Origin of the sequence: Actinopolymorpha cephalotaxi (genome assembly GCF_013408535.1) — a bacterium.
Taxonomy (GTDB): Bacteria; Actinomycetota; Actinomycetes; order Propionibacteriales; family Actinopolymorphaceae; genus Actinopolymorpha; species Actinopolymorpha cephalotaxi.
Map to the genome: position 1 here is coordinate 1,811,734 of NZ_JACBZA010000001.1, position 17,604 is coordinate 1,829,337.

Here is a 17,604-nt window from a genome sequence, read left to right on the forward strand (position 1 = left end):
TCTGCGTGCGTGTGCCGACCGGGATGGCGTCTCGACCGCAGTGGGTGCTTCGACAGGGGTGGTGGGCGGGAGGCGGAGAGCCTCGGGGCCTACTCACCGCGGCGCGGCCGGCCGAGCGCGAAGGCGAGGTTGACTCGTGTCTACCCGCCGCGGCGCAGCTGGCCGAGCGCGAAGGCGAGGTTGACCACGATGATCCCGATCCACGCCAGAAGCAGGCCGTCCCGCCCCGCGAAGTTGGCGGCGATGGCAGACAGCGGGATCGCCACTCCGAGCGAGACGATCGCCAAAGCCAGCGCGTGGCCGTCGTCCCTGCGCGCCGCGGGCGCGGAAGTCCTTGCCCGCTTGACCTCCTGGGCCACCCGCGCCTCGATGGCGGCGTCGATGCGTTCGACGAAGGAGTCGACGACGGCCGGCTCGAAGTCGGCACCGAGCTCGTTGCGGGCGTGCAGAGCGGCCTCGGCCTCGTCACGAGGAACGCGCGGTTCGGGCATGTCCCCGTTATACGGCATCGGTGCCCGGCGAAGCGATGGAAAACTCGGAGCAGCTGACCAGGAGCGACGCCCCGGGCCACCCGACGCCGGCGGCCGGCGAACCATGCCGACTGCCGGCGAACCGCGAGTGTGGAGCAGACCACCACGAGAGTCGTACGACCCGGACGTTCGTGACCACCGGACGAGCCGGACGGGACGGACATGACGGGCGGCGGTGATGCGAAAATCCCGGCCGCCGATCGCACCCGGGTCCCCGCCTGAGTCCCCGCGTGGATGTCCGCGCCACCTCCCGGCCGGGGTTTGGTCGTGCACTGTCCCGATCTCCTTCCGTCGGCAACACTGGAGGGGTGCACGAGCTCGGATGGCAACCGGCGGGCGTGGGCCTGTTCGTCCCTGGACGGCGGGACGACGCGCTCGTGACCGAGGTACGCCAGGTCGTGACGCGGCTGGACGGGCTGCGCGATCCGGTCGTTCGGCGCTGCTCGCCGATGACCTCCCTGGCGCTGCTCGACGCCGACCCGATCGAGGTCGTGGTGGACGGTTCGGCCCTGGAACGCCCCTACACCGACGAGAAGGCGGCGTTCGCGCTGGGCGACCGGCTCCGGGAGCTGCTGGTCGCGCTGGCGGTGACTCTCCGGCCGTTGTACGCGTCGGTGGTGCTGGAGGCGCCCTTTCTGTCACCGAAGGACCTCCTGGTCACCCCGGAGCCGGATCTGTTCCTGGACGCGTGGTTCGACCTGACCCGGCTGCACGCCGGCATCGCCCAGGCGTACCACGGCGCCCACGTCGAGGAGGTGAACGGCGGGCTGTACGCCTCCACCCGGGCGCCGTTCAACCCCCACCGGTTCGACGAGCCGCTGGCCACCAGCCTGGAGCGGGCCCGTCGCGCGATGTCGCAGGTCGTCGCGCACGGCTGAGCCGCGTCTGAGCCAAGACTGAGCCACGGCCGAGCTGTCGTCTGGGCTATCGTCTCCGACTGTGCTGCGGGTGGGACTGACGGGTGGAATCGGCTCCGGCAAGAGCGAGGTCGCGCGGCGGCTCGCCGCCCACGGAGCGGTCGTGATCGACGCCGACCGGCTGGCGCGGGAGGTGGTGGCGCCCGGCACCGACGGGCTGGCCGCGGTGGTCGAGGCGTTCGGTGAGGCGGTGCTCGGCTCCGACGGGGCGCTCGACCGCCCGGCGCTGGGGCGCCGGGTCTTCGCCGACGCCGGGGTCCGCCGGCGACTGGAGGGGATCATCCACCCGCGGGTACGCGCCCGGGCCGCCGAGCTCGAGCGGGCCGCCGTCGCCGCGAACCCGGACGCGGTGGTCGTCCACGACATCCCGCTGCTGGTCGAGACCGGCCAGCAGGGTGGTTTCGACGAGGTGATCGTGGTCGACGTACCCGAAGAGGTGCAGATCGACCGGCTCACCAGCGTGCGGGGGATCAGCGTGGACGACGCGCGGGCGCGGGCCGCCGCGCAGGCTTCCCGGGACGAACGGCGGGCCGCGGCCACGGTGGTCGTGGACAACTCCGGGTCGCTGGCCGACCTCGACGCCCGGGTGGAGGAGCTGTGGCGGCGGCTGAGGTCGGCCGCGTCGGGCGGCGAGGACGGGTGACCCGGTGGTGACGGGGCAGGGTCCGTCCACGGGCCTGACCCGGCGCGCCGGGCCGGCCCCGATCCGGTCTGATCCGGGCCGATCCGGCCCGGTGTGCCCGGTTCACGGTCGGCGCGGAAGGGCCTGTCGGTGGTCGGGCGTACGGTGGGCCTCATGCGTCCGGTTACTGACATTGTCCGCAAGGTCGCGCCGTTCAAGGTGGTCTCGGACTTCGCCCCCTCCGGCGACCAGCCGGAGGCCATCGACGACATCACCCGCCGAATCGAGGCGGGCGAACGCGACGTGGTTCTGCTGGGTGCCACCGGCACCGGAAAGACCGCGACCATCGCCTGGGCGGTGGAGAAGCTGCAGCGGCCCACCCTGGTGATCGAGCCCAACAAGACCCTCGCGGCGCAGTTCGCCAACGAGCTGCGGCACTTCTTCCCCGACAACGCGGTCGAATACTTCGTTTCCTACTACGACTACTACCAGCCCGAGGCCTACGTCCCGCAGTCCGACACCTACATCGAGAAGGACTCCTCGATCAACGAGGAGGTCGAGCGGCTGCGGCACTCCGCCACCAACTCGCTGCTGACCCGGCGCGACACGATCGTGGTCGCCACGGTGTCCAGCATCTACGGCCTGGGCACCCCGCAGGAGTACGTCGACCGGATGGTCCGGATGCGGGTCGGCGAGGAGATCGAGCGTGACCAGGTGCTCCGCCGGCTGGTCGAGATGCAGTACGCCCGCAACGACGCCGCCGGCACCCGCGGCACCTTCCGGGTCCGAGGCGACACCCTCGAAGTCTTCCCCGTCTACGAGGAGCTGGCCGTCCGGATCGAGTTCTTCGGCGACGAGATCGAGCGGCTGTCCACCCTGCACCCGGTGACCGGGGAGATCGTCACCGAGGACCAGGAGCTCTACATCTTCCCGGCGTCCCACTACGTCGCCGGTGCGCAGCGGATGGAACGGGCGATCACCGACATCGAGGCGGAGCTGGCCGAGCGGCTGCCCGAGCTGTCGCGCCAGGGCAAGCTGCTGGAGGAGCAGCGGCTGCGCATGCGCACGACGTACGACATCGAGATGATGCGGCAGATCGGCACCTGCTCGGGCATCGAGAACTACTCCCGCCACATCGACGGACGTGCGCCCGGCTCGCCGCCGCACTGCCTGCTCGACTACTTCCCCGAGGACTTCCTGCTGGTCATCGACGAGTCCCACGTGGCGGTGCCGCAGATCGGCGGGATGTACGAGGGCGACATGTCCCGCAAGCGGACGCTGGTCGAGCACGGCTTCAGGCTGCCGTCGGCGATGGACAACCGGCCGCTGCGCTGGGAGGAGTTCCTGGAGCGCATCGGGCAGACGGTCTACCTCTCCGCCACGCCGGGCAACTACGAGCTGAGCAAGGCCGACGGCACGGTCGAGCAGATCATCCGGCCCACCGGCCTGGTCGACCCCGAGGTGGTGGTGAAGAACACCAAGGGCCAGATCGACGACCTCATCCACGAGATCCGGCTGCGGGAGGTCAAGCAGGAGCGGGTCCTGGTCACCACGCTGACCAAGAAGATGTCCGAGGACCTCACCGACTACCTCCTCGAGCAGGGCATCCGGGTGCGTTACCTCCACAGCGAGGTCGACACGTTGCGCCGGGTGGAGCTACTGCGCGAGCTGCGAATGGGCGAGTACGACGTGCTGGTGGGCATCAACCTCCTCCGGGAGGGGCTCGACCTACCCGAGGTGTCGCTGGTGGCCATCCTGGACGCCGACAAGGAGGGCTTCCTGCGTTCGGGCACCAGCCTGATCCAGACCATCGGCCGGGCCGCCCGCAACGTCTCCGGCCAGGTGATCATGTACGCCGACTCGATCACGCCGTCCATGCAGATGGCGATCGAGGAGACCAACCGGCGGCGGGAGAAGCAGGTCGCCTACAACAAGGAGAAGGGGATCGACCCCACTCCGCTGCGCAAGCGGATCGCCGACATCACCGACATGCTCGCCCGCGAGGACGCCGACACCCAGAAGCTGCTGGGCGGCGCTGGGCGTCAGCAGAGCCGTGGGAAGGCGCCGGTGCCGGAGCTGTCCAGCCTCGGTGAGGCCGGCCGGCACGCCAAGGACCTCGCTGCCCTGCCGGCCTCCGACCTCGCCGACCTGATCCAGGAGCTCAATCAGCAGATGAACACCGCGGCCGAACAACTCCAGTTCGAGCTGGCCGCGAGGCTGCGCGACGAGATCCACGAGCTGAAGCGGGAGCTGCGCGGCATGCACGAGGCCGGGGTGAAGTAACCGGAGCGGGGGACCGGGCGGCCGAGGGTGAGGTGGCCCGGGACGAATGGCCGGAGTGAATTGGCCGGGGTGAAGTAGCCGGTTGGCTCGCCCCGCTCGCCGGTGTTCGCGGTGGGGTGCCAGGATCGTCGGGACCCAGTGCCTGTCAGCGGGAGGACCTGACGTGACCACGGCCATCGCTCATCGCGGCGAGCCACGCGGCAACCGGGAGAACACCCTGCCGGCCATCGAGGCGGCCGTCGCCGCGGGTGCCGACATGGTGGAGATCGACCTGCGGCTGACCGCGGACGACCGCCTGGTCGTACTCCACGACCCCACCCTGGAACGACTGTGGGACGACCCACGGCCGGTGTCGTCGGTGTCGTTCGCCGACCTCGCGGCCGCCCACCGTGCACCCGGCGGCGCGTGGTCGCTGCCCACCGCCGAGGAGGCGCTCGACCTCGTCGCCCACCTCGGCACCCAGGTGATGCTGGACGTCACCTCCGCCGCGATCGGCCTGGCCACCCAGGCACTGGTGCGCGAGCGCGGGCTGGACGCCCACGTCCTCTACGCCGGGGACACCGAGGCGCTGGCCCAGATCCGCGAGCGGCAGCCAGATGCCGCGATCGCGTTGTCCTGGGGGCATCCGACGCCGCCGGGTGAGGAGGTGTGGGAGCGGGTGCGACCGCAATACTTCAACCCGGAGTGGATTCATCTGGACGAGCCGGCGGTCGACGCCAACCACGCCGCCGGCCGGCTGGTGTCGACCTGGACGGTCGACGACCCCGAGCAGATGGCCCGGCTGGCCGGCCTCGGGGTGGACGCGATCATCAGCAACCGGATCGCCACCCTGGTCGACGTGGTGCGCGGGCCCACGAGCGACCAGCTCACCAGCGACCGGGGCACGAGCGCCGGCCGGCCCTTGGCCGGTCAGCCCGTGGACCGGCGGACGGAGGCCCGATGACGACGTACGCGGACGAGTTGTCCACCGCCCTCGAACTCGCCGACTGGGCCGCCGGCCGGATCCGGGCCCGGCCCACGTCGGTGACCACGAAGGCGAACGCCGCCGACCTGGTGACCGAGACCGACCGGGAGATCGAACGCCGGGTGCGCTCGGTCGTGGCCGAACGCTTCCCCTCGTACGCGCTGGTGGGTGAGGAGTACGGCGGCCGTCCGGCCGACGACGGCGCTCCCACCTGGTATCTCGATCCGGTGGACGGCACCACCAACTACGCCAGCGGACTGCCCTGGTGTTCGTTCAGCCTCGCCCTGGCCGACGCCGACGGGCCCGCGCTCGGTGTGGTCGCCGATCCGTTCCGCGGTGAGGTGTTCAGCGCCGTTCGAGGTGGCTCCGCGCTGTGCAACGGCGACCCGATCCGGTGCGCCGACGCCACCGGGCTGGCCGGTGAGGTGGTGGTCACCGAGTGGGCGGCCTACCGGCCCTGGCCCGGAATGACCGACATGCTCGACCGGCTCGCCGGGCAGCTGTGCACCACCCGGATCATGGGGTCCTCCGCACTCTCCCTGGTCAGTGTCGCCGCGGGCCGGGCGGCCGCGGGTGTGATCGGTGCGTTCAACCCGATCGACCTGCTGGCCGCGGTGTTCGTCGCCGGCCAGGCCGGTGCCGACGTCCGCGGCGAGGACGGGAAGCGGACGCTGTTCCCGGAGTCGGGCGGGATCATGGTGGCCGCTCCCGGGGTCGCCGACCAGGTGTGGCAGTCCTGGACAGGCGTCACCGCCGGCTGACCGGGCGTGGCCGGCCGCGGAGTCCGCGCGCCCCGCGGCCGGCCGAAGTCTCACGCGCTCCTCGCCGCCGAGGCCGGCGCCGGGCGCAGGGACGCCGCGGGATACCAGCTCGCCGCGCCGCTGGCGTCCAGAGTGGCCCGGCCGTACCACCCGTCGTTCTCGTGCACCCACCAGTCGAGATGCCCGGGCCACCAGCGCCCGTCCACGAGCACCAGCACCGGCTTGGCCGGCACCACCCGGCGGGAACCGGTGTCGGGCCGGGCCTCCCTGGCCACGTGGCCGGCGTTCATCGTGTTCGCCAACTCCGTGGCCGCGGCCTCTTCGAGATCCTGCCTGCTGTGCCAGCCATTGACGGCCGCATCCCACACGCCATGCCCCTGGGAGGTTTTTCGCACGGCAAAGCGGTCGGTCATTCGGGGTCCTTCCGTCCGGTCACCTTGGGCAGGGGATCGAACTCATGTTCGAAGAATAGTTCATCGCCGGGTGCTCGCAAGCCGAACCCCGAGCGATCGTGGCGACCGGATCGGGACGCCCGGGCTGACCGGAACCGGGCCGCCGGGCAGAGACCCTCCGAGCCCGAACCAGGGCCGGACCAGGGCCCCGGACCGGGCCGATCCGGCCGCTGCCATTGCCGTGATCCATTTCTCACGTAGGGTCGAAACCCCCGCTCACGCGGGTCGGCTCGAGGGCCGCCCGGCAGACGACGGGTCGCTTCCAGACATTTCGGCCACTACTATCTCGGCGTCGAGAGATCGGCTCCGTCCCGCCCGCGGCTCGTTCGTGGGCAGGCGGAACGTCTCCGGCCGAGGGAGAAACGCCAGGCCGTGTACGGGAGGACGCCAGGTGTCGACGACATCGACGATGTGAGGAGCCAGCTCGGAAATGGGAATCGCGGCGCAGTCCGGGACCGAGATCGAGACGACCGAGACCACGTTCGCGGACGACTGGGCGAAGTGGCACCAGCAGCGCCAGGCCGGCGTCAGCGGCCCGTACGCCATGCTCGCCCTCGTCGGCACCCACTGGGTGGACGGCGCGACCAGCGTCCCCGAGGTTCCCGGCGTGTGGAGCGTCGAGTCCGGAGTGGTGACCGTGCGCAGCGAGTCCGCCGCGGGCCTGGTCGTGGACGGAGTGATCGTCGACGGTGTGGCCCGGCCTCGATCCGACCGCGACCCCGACCCGTCGACGATCTCCCACGGTGACTGGAAGCTCGCCCTGATCGAGCGCGAGGGCCAGTTCGCCGTCCGGGTCTACGACCCGCACGCCCGCACCCGTACGTCGTTCGACGGCATCGAGGCGTACGCCCCCGACGAGGCATGGGCACTGCCCGCGACGTTCGTGGCCTACTCCGGGGACTCAGCCGCCCGGGTGGAACGCGTGGCCAACGCCGACGGCCGCGACCGCGGGCTGGCGCTGGCCGGTGAGGTGAGGTTCGACCACGCGGGCCGGACGCACACCCTGCGGGTGGGCAACCGCAGGGGAGGCGGGCTGGAGGCAGTGTTCGCCGACCGGACCAGCGGCCGGGACGGTCACGACTTCCGCTTCGTCCACCTGCCGGCGCCGGACGAGGAGGGGCACACCCTGCTCGACTTCAACCGCGCCCACCTGCCACCGTGCGCGTTCGCCGACCACTATCTGTGCCCGTCCCCACCGGAGGGCAACACGCTGCCGTTCGCGGTGACCGCGGGTGAGCGGGCGGTTCGCCGGCGGGACTGACCCGATCTCGAGCGGCGAGGAGTCAGCGCTCGTCGTACTTGTCGGGAATGACCAGGCTCAACGCGAAGCTGACCACCGTCATGATGATCGCGCCCCAGAAGCCGGCCCAGAACCCGCTCACGGTGAACGCCAGATGCAGCTGCCCGGCCAGCCAGCCCACGAGCAGGAAGAGCAGCGCGTTGACCACGAACGAGATCAGGCCGAGCGTCAGGACGTAGAAGCCGCAGCCGACCACCTTGATGATCGGCTTGAGTACGGCGTTGACCAGGCCGAAGATCAGCGCGACCGCGATCAGCGTTCCGACCTTGGCGGATGTGGAACTGCCGCCGAGTTCGACCCCGGACACCCAGGTGGCGGCCCACAGGGCGACGGCGTTGATGGCGACGCGTACGACGATGGGGATCACGGCGCGATCATCCCATGCCCGGCCGGTCGGTGACAGCACCGCAGCAGGGGCGGCGCCGGCCCGGCGGGGAGCCAAGGGGCGTGTCCTGCGGGGCGTACGGAAGACGTCCTAGACTTGTGCGGTTGCCCACTTGGGGGCAGCGTCACGAACTCGCCCGAGCCGGCTGGTTCGGCTACTCCGTCAGCCGACTCGGTCAGGTACGTCGTCGTAAACGTCGTCAGGTAATCGTCAGGTAATCGTCAGGGGCGGTGCCGGGGTGCACCGCAGGGCAGGGAGAACGCGCACGGTGCAGCCTTCCACCTCGGCCGAGCAGACCGAGATCAGCCGCGAACAGCAGTACGTCGACCGCGTGTACACCCGACTGGCCGCGATGGTCGAGAGCGCCTCCGCGGTCCGCCGGGAGGGCCGCGAGCGCGGCCTGCTCGACTACACCGGCCAGATCAAGGAGGAGGACTACCGCAGCCTCTTCGAACGCGACGTGCTGGTCGACCACGCGGTCCGCCGGCTCGCCGTGCTCGACGCGCAGCGCGAGGGCCTGGTCTTCGGCCGCCTGGACCACGTGGGCGGCGAGGTGCGCTACGTCGGCCGGATCGGCGTCCGGGACGCCGAGCACGAGCCGCTGGTGCTCGACTGGCGGGCGCCGGCCGCGGCGGTGTTCTACCAGGCGACCGCGGTCGATCCGCAGGGCGTGGTGCGCCGGCGGGTGCTGCGGTCGCAGGGCCAGCGGGTGGTCGGTGTCGAGGACGACCTGCTGGACGCCGAGAACGCGCCGGCCGACATGCACGTGGTCGGTGACGGCGCGCTGATGGCCGCGCTGACCTCGGCCCGCAGCGGCCGGATGCGCGACATCGTGGCCACCATCCAGCGCGAACAGGACCAGGTGATCCGCGCCCCCGCGCCCGGCGTCACCCTGATCAGCGGTGGCCCGGGGACCGGCAAGACCGTGGTGGCCCTGCACCGCGCCGCCTACCTGCTCTACACCGAGCGCCGGCGGATCCAGGGCGGCGGCGTGCTCGTCGTCGGGCCGTCGGCGGTCTTCATGAGCTACATCGAGCGGGTCCTGCCCTCACTCGGCGAGCACGAGGCGACGCTGCGTTCGGTCGGCGAGGTCGTCGACGGCGTGGTGGCCGAGCGGTCCGATCCCTTCCCCTGCGCGGTGGTCAAGGGTTCGGACCGGATGCGGCAGGTGCTGTCCCGGGCGGCGCGTGCCGGCGTGCCCGGTGCTCCCGAGGAGCTTCGCCTGTACGCCGCGGGCCGCCGGCTCGCGCTCGGCGTCCGGGAGCTGACCGCGATCCGCACCGACGTGCTCCGCCGGGGAGCGCGCCGCAACCGGGCGCGGGCGGAGGCGGTGCGGGCGCTGCTCGGCGCACTGTGGAAGCAGGCCGGCGGCGCGGCCGGGTCCGACGGCGGCGGTGCCGGCGGCCGGCCGATGTCGCGGGGAGAGTTCGACCAGGACGTACGCGAGCGACCGGCGTTCACCGAGTTCCTGGACGCCTGGTGGCCCAACGTCACACCGGCGGAGGTGCTCGGCTGGCTGGCCGACCGGGACCGGCTCGCTCGGGTCGCCCGTGGCGTGCTCCGTCCCGAGGAGGTCGACCTGCTCGCCGCCTCGTGGTCCGGCCCGGCCGGGACCGCCGGCTCCGGGTCCGTCGGGCGGGGCAGGACCGGCTACTCCGTCGAGGACGTGCCGTTGCTGGACGAGCTGGACGCCCTCCTGGGTGAGGCGGTGCGGCCGGTGCCGCCCCGCGACCCGTTCGACGAGGACGGCGCCGTGCAGGAGGTGGTCACGTCGTACGACCGCGAGCCCACCCGGTCCCGCGGCGAGCAGCCGCAGCAGTACGACGGCTACGCCCACGTGCTGGTGGACGAGGCGCAGGACCTGTCGCCGATGCAGTGGCGGATGCTCGGCCGCCGTGGCCGGCACGCGAGCTGGACGATCGTCGGCGACCCGGCGCAGAGCTCCTGGCCGGATGTCGCGGAGGCCGAGGCCGCCCGCGACGCGGCGCTGGGCGCCCGGACCCGGCGTACGTTCCATCTGGACACCAACTACCGCAACTCGGCGGAGATCTTCGACCTGGCCGCGGAGGTGATCGCCACCGCGCTGCCCGGCGTGCGGCTGCCGCGGGCGGTGCGCGAGACCGGCCACCCGCCGACGCACCTGACGACCGGCCCCGACGGCCGTCCCGAGGCCGTACGGGCCGCCGTCGGTGAACTCCTCGACGCGGTGGCCGGGAACATCGGCGTGGTGGTCGCCGGGCATCGGTCGGACGAGGCGGCGCGATGGCTGGCCGAACTCGGGGACGATGCCGCCGCACGGGTCGTTGTCACCACGGGGTTGGCGAGCAAGGGCCTTGAGTACGACGGAGTGGTCGTGGTCGAGCCGGCCGAGATCGCCGCGGAGAGCCCCGTGGGTGTCCGCACGCTGTACGTCGTCCTCACCCGGGCGACCCAGCGGCTGGTCACGGTGGGTGCCGACGGCGGCTGGCGCGGCGCGGATCCTGCTCGTCCGCGGGGGTAATACTGTTTCACCAGGACATTCAGCAGGACGTTCAGCAGGACCAGGCAGGACCAGGCAGGACTGGGCAGGACCTGTTGTGGCCCCGGAGGGGGATTCGTTGGTGGCGGAGCCGGTCGACGCGCGTAAGGACGCGGGGGTGCTGACCCTGCCCAACTTGCTGAGCTTCGCCCGGCTCGCGGGTGTGCCGTTGTTCCTGTGGCTGGTCCTCGGCCCACGCGCCGACGGCTGGGCGATCATCGTGCTCGCGGTCTCCGGCTTCACCGACTGGCTCGACGGTCAGCTGGCGCGCCGGCTGCACCAGACCAGCACGCTGGGCAAGTTGCTCGACCCGTTCGCGGACCGCCTCTACATCCTGGCGGTGCTGCTGGGCCTCGCTGTGCGCGAGGTGATTCCGGTCTGGCTCGCGGTCGCGCTTCCGTTGCGGGACGTCCTGCTCGTCGGCCTGCTCGGCTACCTTCGGCTACGTGGCTTCGGCCCGCTGCCGGTGCACTTCCTGGGAAAGGCGGCGACGTTCTGCCTGCTGTACGCCTTCCCGTTGCTGTTTCTCGGCGAGGGCAGCAGCACGTTCGCGTCCCTGGCCGAGATCGTGGGGTGGGCCTTCGTGGTGTGGGGTACCGGCCTGTACTGGTGGGCCGGTGTTCTCTACGCCTACCAGGCCTACCAGCTTCTCCGGAGCGCGGCGCCCGCGACACCCGCACGAGAAGAAGGTCGGCTGCACACCTGAGGTGACCCCTCGCGGTGCGGGCCGGCGGAGAGGAGCCACGTGAGAGCCGTCGTCATGGCCGGTGGCGAGGGCACCCGCCTGCGCCCGATGACCACGAGCATGCCCAAGCCGCTCCTTCCCGTGGTCAACCGCCCGATCATGGAGCACGTGCTGCGGCTCCTGCGCCGGCACGAACTCACCGAGACCGTCGTCACCGTCCACTTCCTCGGCTCGATGGTGCGCGCCTACTTCGGTGACGGCGAGGACCTCGACATGGACCTCACCTACGCCACCGAGGAGAAGCCCCTCGGCACGGCGGGCAGCGTCAAGAACGCCGCCGCCGCGCTGTCCGACGACACGTTCGTCGTCATCTCCGGCGACGCCCTCACCGACATCGACCTGACCTCGCTCGTCGAGCACCACCGGCGTACCGGCGCGCTGGCCACCGTCTGCCTGACGAGGGTGCCCGACCCGCTGGAGTTCGGGATCACGATCCTGCGCGAGGACGGCCGGGTCGAGCGTTTCCTGGAGAAGCCCACCTGGGGCCAGGTGTTCTCCGACACGGTCAACACCGGCATCTACGTCATGGAGCCGGAGATCCTCGACAGCGTGGGGGAGGCGGAGAACGTCGACTGGTCCAGCGACGTCTTCCCCCGTCTGCTGGCCAAGGGCGCGCCGTTGTACGGCTACGTCGCCGACGGCTACTGGGAGGACGTCGGCACCCACCGCAGCTACCTCAAGGCCAACTACGACGCGCTCGACGGCCAGCTCGACATCGACATCGACGGGTTCGAGGTGTCCGCCGGCGTCTGGGTGGGGGAGGGCGCCGACCTCGACCCGGAGGCGACGCTGAAGGGCCCGGCGTTCGTCGGCGCGTACGCCAAGATCGAGGGTGGCGCGGAGATCCGCGACCACACCGTGGTGGGCGACAACGTGGTGGTGCGCAGCGGCGCGTTCCTGCACCGCGCGGTGGTGCACGACAACGCCTACGTCGGCGGGCACACCAACCTGCGTGGCTGCGTGGTCGGCAAGAACACCGACGTGATGCGCGGTGCCCGGATCGAGGACGGCGCCGTGGTCGGAGACGACTGTGTGATCGAGGAGGAGGCCGTCCTCCATCCCGAGATCAAGGTCTATCCGAGCAAGACCATCGAGGCCGGCGCCGTCGTCCACCAGAGTGTGATCTGGGAGTCGCAGGGCCGCCAGGCGCTGTTCGGCGCCCGCGGGCTGAGCGGGATCGTGAACGTCGAGATCACCCCCGAGCTCGTCGTACGCCTCGCCAGCGCGTACGCCACCACGCTCCGCAAGGGTTCGACGGTGCTCACCGCCCGGGACACCTCGCGGTCGGCCCGGGCACTCAAGCGGGCCGCGATCGCGGCGTTCACCTCCAGCGCCCTGAACGTCTGCGACCTGGAGGTGGCGCCCAACCCCGTGGCCCGGCTGGAGACCGCCCGCAGCAACGTGGGCGGCGGCCTGCTGATCCGTACGACCCCCAACCGCCCGGACTCGGTCGACCTGATCTTCCTCGACGAACGCGGCGCCGACCTGTCCCCGATGGCCCAGCGGAAGGTGGAGCGGGTGCTCGGCCGGCAGGAGTTCCGCCGCGCGTTCCCCGGGGAGATCGGCGACCTGACCTTCCCGTCCCGGATCGCCGAGAGCTACGTCCGCGACCTGCTCCGCAGCGTGGACACCTCGCACGTCGCCGAGGCGCGGCTGAAGGTGGTGGTGGACGCCGGGCGGGGCACCGCGAGCCAGCTGCTCCCGAACCTCCTCGGCCGGCTGGACATCGAGGCGTTCCTGGTCAACGCAGGGCTGGACGACCGCAGCCCCACCGAGACCGCCGAGCAGCGGACGGCCGCGGTCGCCAACCTCGCCGAGCTCGTGTCCTCGTCCCGGGCGGCGTTCGGTGTCCGCTTCGATCCGCTCGGTGAACGCATCTCGCTGGTGGACGAGACCGGCGCCGTGATCTCCGACGAGCGCGCCCTGCTGGTCTTCGTCGACCTGGTGGCCGCCGAGTCCGGCCGTGGGCGCAACGTCGCGCTGCCGGTGACCACGACCCGGGTCGCGGAGCAGGTGGCGGCGTTCCACGGCGTCCAGATCCGCTGGACCACCACCTCACCGGACGCGCTCGCCACCGCCTCGGCGACGCAGGGGCTGCTGCTCGCCGGCGACGGCCGCGGCGGCTTCATCGTGCCGGAGTTCTCCAACGCGGTGGACGGGTTCGCGGCGTTCGTCCGCCTCGTCGGGGTGATCGCCCGGACCGGCCTGCGGATGTCGGAGATCAACGCCCGGATACCGCGGGCGCACGTCGTCCAGCTGGCCGTGCCCACCCCCTGGGCGAGCAAGGGTGCGGTGATGCGGGCGGCCGTGGAGGCGGCCGACGGCCGGGAGTTGGACACCACCGACGGCGTCCGGGTGGTGGAGCCGGACGGGTCCTGGGGCCTGGTGCTCCCGGATCCGACCGAGGCGGTCACCCGGGTCTGGGCGGAGAGCACCAGCACCGAGCAGGCGACCACGCTCGCGCACCGCTGGGCCGACCTGGTCACCCGTGCCGGGCGGTGAGGGCCGCCGGGGGCGCGCCGTGACACCATGGCCGGCATGGCTCGAGGGGAGTCGGTGACCAGCACCGCTGACGGGAAGAAGTTCCCCGCCGGCAGCGACCGTTCCGCCAACGGCCGGACCGGAGCGTGGACCGACTCCTACCCGGAGTTCCGGCGCAACGACTCCATGTCACTGATGCGCGAGCTGGTGACCCACGCGCTCGACGACGGGTACGCCGCCGCGGCGGCACGGCGCGGGCCCAACCGGTCCCGGCCCCGGCGCGGCATGGGCGCGACCGTGGTGGTGCTGGTCGTGTTCGGGCTGATGCTGGCCGTCGCGGCCGTCCAGACCCGGCACTTCGCCCCCGAGGTCGAGAAGGAGAAGGCCGACCTGATCGTCCGCATCCGCGCCGAGGCGGCCCGCAACGACCGGCTGCGCGCGCGGGCCAACGCGCTGCAGGAGGAGGTGTCCGGCCTGCAGAGCGACATCCTCGCCAGCACCACCACCGGCCAGGACCTCAGCGCCCGGCTGGACGCCCTCGACGTGATCGCCGGCACCGGCAGGGTGCGGGGTCCCGGACTCCGGCTGACGATCGACGACGCGCCCGACGACCAGGTGTCCGGCTCCGACGGCGCCGAGGGACGGATCCTCGACATCGACCTGCAGCAGACGGTCAACGGCCTGTGGGCGGCGGGCGCGGAGGCGGTCTCGGTGAACGGCGAACGCCTCACCGCGATGACCGCGATCCGCGGCGCCGACAAGTCGATCACCGTCGACTACCGCCCGCTGGCCCGCCCCTACGTGGTGGAGGCGATCGGTGACCCGAACGCCCTGGAGGCGAGGTTCACCGAAAGCCCGGGTGGCGAGTGGCTGCTCAATCTCAAGGCAGTGCAACATATACGCCTGGACACCAAGACGGTCGACGAGCTGAGCTTGCCGGCCGACTCGGGCACCACGCTCAGGTACGCGCGGACGGAAGGCGCCCAGTGATCGCGACGATCGGACTCGTCATCGGTATCGTCGCCGGGCTCGTTCTCCAGCCGTCGGTGCCGCTCCCGCTGCAGCCGTATCTCCCGATCGCGGTGGTGGCCGCCCTGGACGCGGTCTTCGGTGGCCTGCGCGCGCTGATCGACGGCATCTTCGACGACCGCGTGTTCGTGGTGTCGTTCATCGGCAACGTCCTGGTCGCCGCCGTCATGGTCTACCTCGGCGACCAGCTGGGAGTCGGCGCGCAGCTGTCGACCGGTGTGGTCGTCGTCCTCGGCATCCGGATCTTCTCCAACATGGCGGCCATCCGGCGGCGGCTCTTCAAGGCCTGAGACGACGATGGCAGACGAGAGCGAAACTCCCCGTACCCCGAGCTCCGGGGAAGAGCCGGCCACGGCCGACCGGTCTGCGGCCGAACAGTCCGGGGAGGAGCCGGCCGCCGCCGAGCCGACTGCGGCCGCGCAGCCCGGGGGAGAGTCGACGGCCGCCGTGCCGACTGCGGCCGCGCAGCCCGGGGGAGAGTCGGCGGCCGCCGTGCCGACTGCGGCCGAGCAGCCCGGGGAAGGGGCGACCGCCGCCGAGCAGCCCGGGGCCGAGCAGCCTGGGGCCGACCAGTCCGCGGCCGAGCAGCAGCCCGTGACCGGCGACGCCGCTCCGGCCGGCATCGCCGCGACCAGACCGACTCCCGCCAAGCCGCGCAACACCGCCTGGCGCCGGCTGGCCGGAGCGTTCCGTCCGCACACCTCCCGCGCGCAGGTCGCCGCGGCCGTGCTGCTGGCGGCGCTGGGCTTCGCGGCGACGGTCCAGGTGCGGGCGTTGCGCAACACCGACGAGTTCACCAACGCCGACCGCACCCAGCTCATCCAGATCATGGACGGTCTGCAGCAGCGCTCCCGCCGCCTGGAGACCGACATCGGTGACCTGCAGCGATCCAAGGCCGACCTGGTCTCCGGTGCCGACCGCCGCCGGTCCGCCCTGGAGCAGGCGCAGACCCGCGCCCAGACGCTCGGCATCCTCGCCGGGACGCTGCCGGCGACCGGGCCGGGCATCCGGCTCACGATCACCGACAACCAGGCGGCGGTCAACGCGTCCCTCGTGCTCAACACGATCGAGGAGCTGCGCGACGCGGGTGCGGAGGCGATCGAGATCAACGACCGGGTCCGGGTGGTCGCGTCGAGCTACGTCCTGGACGGCCAGGGCGGGATCATCGTCGACGGCAAGCTGCTGCCGGCGCCGTACACCATCGATGCGATCGGCGACGCGCGTACTCTCGCCACGGCGATGCGCATCCCCGGCGGCGTCGTGGACGAGGTGAGCCAGAAGGGCGGGCTCGCCTCGGTCCTGGAGCGGCAGACCATCCAGGTCAATTCCTTGCACAGCGTGGTGAGCCCTCGCTACGCTCGCCCGGCCCCGGACAAATCGCCCGGGTCCTCCTCGCGATGATCCACCGAGCACAGAAGCAACCGAGGCAAGAAGTAGGAGACGCGCGTGTTCCCGGACGACCTCAGCTACACCAGCGACCACGAGTGGGTGCGCGATCCCGGCGGTGCCGACAGCACGGTCCGCATCGGCATCACCGACTACGCACAGGGTGCGCTCGGTGACATCGTCTACGTCAGCCTGCCGGAGGTGGGCGTCGACGTGGAGGCCGGCGCCGCCTGCGGTGAGCTCGAGTCCACCAAGAGCGTGAGTGATCTCTTCTCGCCCATCAAGGGCACGGTGGTGGCCCGCAACGACGCACTGGACGAACGCCCCGAGCTGGTCAACTCCGACCCCTACGGCGACGGCTGGATGATCGAGGTCCGCCCAGCCGACCGGACCGAGCTCGACGGCCTGCTCGACGCCGACGCCTACCAGGCGCAGGTGGAACAGTCCTGACCTGCTGATCTCCGACCGCCGGGCCCCTCGCGACGCCCGGCGCAGGAGGCGGCGAACACACCCGGACCGGGCCGGTCGGCGTATCGTCCGACCTGCCCACCTCCAGCCGGGATCAAGGGTTAGGGTGTGTGCGGTGGAAGTGTCCAACAACAGTCGCGCCGATTTCCGCCACGGGAGGGTCGTCGATGCCGTTCTGCACCCAGTGCGGGCATGACAATGCCGAGGGCAGCAGGTTCTGTTCGCAGTGCGGTAAGGCCCTCGTGGGTGAGCGGCCGGTCGAGCAGACCGCCACGATCTCCTTGGGTGGCGGCGAGGCCGCCGAGGAACGCGCCGAGGCGGAGCTTCGTCCACACGAACAGGCCGCGGTGGACGCCCTGCCGTTCGACAGCGCGCTGCTCATCGTGCAGCGTGGTCCGAGTGCGGGCAGCAGGTTCCTGCTCGACTCCGACGTGGTGACCGTCGGGCGCCATCCCGACAGTGACATCTTCCTCGACGACGTGACCGTGTCCCGTCGGCACGCGGAGTTCCACCGCCAGCCCCAGGGTTTCGCGGTGCGCGACGTGGGGAGCCTGAACGGCACCTACGTCAACCGCGACCGCATCGACGAGGTGATGCTCGTCGGCGGTGACGAAGTGCAGATCGGGAAGTTCCGCCTCGTCTACTTCGCCAGCCAGCGTGGGTTCGGCCGTGGTGCGCCCGGTGAGCGCAGCGCGGCGGGTGTGGACGGAGGGTCCGAGGAGGAGACAGGGTGAACCCCGGTGTTCGCCACCGCGGTCGCCGC

The 17,604-nt window shown here is 71.6% G+C and carries 17 protein-coding genes; 14 read left to right on the top strand and 3 right to left on the bottom strand.

The window, feature by feature from the left end; all coding sequences use genetic code 11:
- Window positions 1-140 precede the first annotated feature (140 nt).
- Entirely contained in the window at window positions 141-491 is a 351-nt protein-coding gene (locus FHR37_RS08135; RefSeq protein WP_202818178.1) for a hypothetical protein, read from the bottom strand.
- Between the two features lie 347 nt (window positions 492-838).
- Here FHR37_RS08135 and FHR37_RS08140 point away from each other — a divergent pair, with 347 nt between their 5' ends.
- The 5 genes from FHR37_RS08140 (at window position 839) to FHR37_RS08160 (ending at window position 6,077) form a co-directional block, all read left to right on the top strand.
- On the top strand, window positions 839-1,408 hold the full coding sequence (locus FHR37_RS08140) for a hypothetical protein (RefSeq protein WP_092884733.1): 570 nt from the start codon (window positions 839-841) through the stop codon (window positions 1,406-1,408).
- Between the two features lie 64 nt (window positions 1,409-1,472).
- Window positions 1,473-2,090: a dephospho-CoA kinase gene (coaE, locus tag FHR37_RS08145; RefSeq protein ID WP_202884783.1), complete on the top strand. Its 618-nt coding sequence runs from the start codon at window positions 1,473-1,475 to the stop codon at window positions 2,088-2,090.
- 153 nt (window positions 2,091-2,243) lie between these two features.
- Complete coding sequence (uvrB, locus tag FHR37_RS08150; RefSeq protein WP_092885041.1) at window positions 2,244-4,352, top strand: excinuclease ABC subunit UvrB; 2,109 nt, start codon at window positions 2,244-2,246, stop codon at window positions 4,350-4,352.
- Between the two features lie 163 nt (window positions 4,353-4,515).
- Window positions 4,516-5,295 carry a glycerophosphodiester phosphodiesterase gene (locus tag FHR37_RS08155; protein WP_175542603.1) on the top strand — a complete coding sequence of 260 codons (780 nt, stop codon included), beginning with the start codon at window positions 4,516-4,518 and terminating at the stop codon, window positions 5,293-5,295.
- Window positions 5,292-6,077, top strand: a complete 786-nt coding sequence (locus tag FHR37_RS08160) for an inositol monophosphatase family protein (RefSeq protein WP_092884727.1) — start codon at window positions 5,292-5,294, stop codon at window positions 6,075-6,077. Before FHR37_RS08155 ends, FHR37_RS08160 begins: the two co-directional genes overlap by 4 nt.
- Window positions 6,078-6,127: 50 nt before the next feature.
- Here FHR37_RS08160 and FHR37_RS08165 read toward each other — a convergent pair whose 3' ends face one another.
- The gene (locus tag FHR37_RS08165; protein WP_139239041.1) at window positions 6,128-6,490 is read right to left on the bottom strand and encodes a hypothetical protein; all 363 of its coding nucleotides are present in this window, start codon (window positions 6,488-6,490) and stop codon (window positions 6,128-6,130) included.
- A gap of 469 nt (window positions 6,491-6,959) precedes the next feature.
- Here FHR37_RS08165 and FHR37_RS08170 point away from each other — a divergent pair, with 469 nt between their 5' ends.
- Window positions 6,960-7,790: a DUF1684 domain-containing protein gene (locus tag FHR37_RS08170; RefSeq protein WP_092884723.1), complete on the top strand. Its 831-nt coding sequence runs from the start codon at window positions 6,960-6,962 to the stop codon at window positions 7,788-7,790.
- A gap of 22 nt (window positions 7,791-7,812) precedes the next feature.
- On the opposite strand, the gene FHR37_RS08175 is transcribed toward FHR37_RS08170, so the two are convergent.
- The gene (locus FHR37_RS08175; protein WP_202818177.1) at window positions 7,813-8,196 is read right to left on the bottom strand and encodes a phage holin family protein; all 384 of its coding nucleotides are present in this window, start codon (window positions 8,194-8,196) and stop codon (window positions 7,813-7,815) included.
- A gap of 286 nt (window positions 8,197-8,482) precedes the next feature.
- Between FHR37_RS08175 and FHR37_RS08180 the strand changes: the two genes are divergently transcribed.
- The 8 genes from FHR37_RS08180 to FHR37_RS08215 all read left to right on the top strand — a co-directional run bounded on the left by FHR37_RS08180 (window position 8,483) and on the right by FHR37_RS08215 (window position 17,575).
- Complete coding sequence (locus FHR37_RS08180) at window positions 8,483-10,714, top strand: HelD family protein (RefSeq protein ID WP_237768890.1); 2,232 nt, start codon at window positions 8,483-8,485, stop codon at window positions 10,712-10,714.
- A 100-nt stretch (window positions 10,715-10,814) separates the two neighbouring features.
- Window positions 10,815-11,438, top strand: coding sequence for a CDP-alcohol phosphatidyltransferase family protein (locus tag FHR37_RS08185; protein ID WP_092884721.1), 624 nt, complete (start codon window positions 10,815-10,817; stop codon window positions 11,436-11,438).
- A gap of 39 nt (window positions 11,439-11,477) precedes the next feature.
- Entirely contained in the window at window positions 11,478-13,979 is a 2,502-nt protein-coding gene (locus tag FHR37_RS08190; protein WP_092884719.1) for a mannose-1-phosphate guanyltransferase, read from the top strand.
- Window positions 13,980-14,033: 54 nt separating this feature from the next.
- The gene (locus tag FHR37_RS08195; RefSeq protein ID WP_175542602.1) at window positions 14,034-14,948 is read left to right on the top strand and encodes a DUF881 domain-containing protein; all 915 of its coding nucleotides are present in this window, start codon (window positions 14,034-14,036) and stop codon (window positions 14,946-14,948) included.
- Window positions 14,945-15,277, top strand: coding sequence for a small basic family protein (locus FHR37_RS08200; RefSeq protein ID WP_092884715.1), 333 nt, complete (start codon window positions 14,945-14,947; stop codon window positions 15,275-15,277). The genes FHR37_RS08195 and FHR37_RS08200 overlap by 4 nt, the downstream gene beginning before the upstream one ends.
- Before the next feature lie 7 nt (window positions 15,278-15,284).
- The gene (locus FHR37_RS08205) at window positions 15,285-16,388 is read left to right on the top strand and encodes a DUF881 domain-containing protein (RefSeq protein ID WP_092884713.1); all 1,104 of its coding nucleotides are present in this window, start codon (window positions 15,285-15,287) and stop codon (window positions 16,386-16,388) included.
- Between the two features lie 45 nt (window positions 16,389-16,433).
- Window positions 16,434-16,823 (top strand): glycine cleavage system protein GcvH, encoded by a 390-nt coding sequence (gene gcvH, locus FHR37_RS08210; protein WP_092884711.1) that lies wholly within the window; start codon window positions 16,434-16,436, stop codon window positions 16,821-16,823.
- Between the two features lie 185 nt (window positions 16,824-17,008).
- On the top strand, window positions 17,009-17,575 hold the full coding sequence (locus FHR37_RS08215; protein ID WP_092884709.1) for an FHA domain-containing protein: 567 nt from the start codon (window positions 17,009-17,011) through the stop codon (window positions 17,573-17,575).
- Window positions 17,576-17,604 lie beyond the last annotated feature (29 nt).

Bases quoted from the DNA above. Each gene is read 5' to 3' on its own strand.
- FHR37_RS08135 (WP_202818178.1), bottom strand. From the start codon at position 491: ATGCCCGAACCGCGCGTTCCTCGTGACGAGGCCGAGGCCGCTCTGCAC.
- uvrB (WP_092885041.1), top strand. From the start codon at position 2,244: ATGCGTCCGGTTACTGACATTGTCCGCAAGGTCGCGCCGTTCAAGGTG.
- FHR37_RS08160 (WP_092884727.1), top strand. From the start codon at position 5,292: ATGACGACGTACGCGGACGAGTTGTCCACCGCCCTCGAACTCGCCGAC.
- FHR37_RS08165 (WP_139239041.1), bottom strand. From the start codon at position 6,490: ATGACCGACCGCTTTGCCGTGCGAAAAACCTCCCAGGGGCATGGCGTG.
- FHR37_RS08170 (WP_092884723.1), top strand. From the start codon at position 6,960: ATGGGAATCGCGGCGCAGTCCGGGACCGAGATCGAGACGACCGAGACC.
- FHR37_RS08205 (WP_092884713.1), top strand. From the start codon at position 15,285: ATGGCAGACGAGAGCGAAACTCCCCGTACCCCGAGCTCCGGGGAAGAG.
- FHR37_RS08215 (WP_092884709.1), top strand. From the start codon at position 17,009: ATGCCGTTCTGCACCCAGTGCGGGCATGACAATGCCGAGGGCAGCAGG.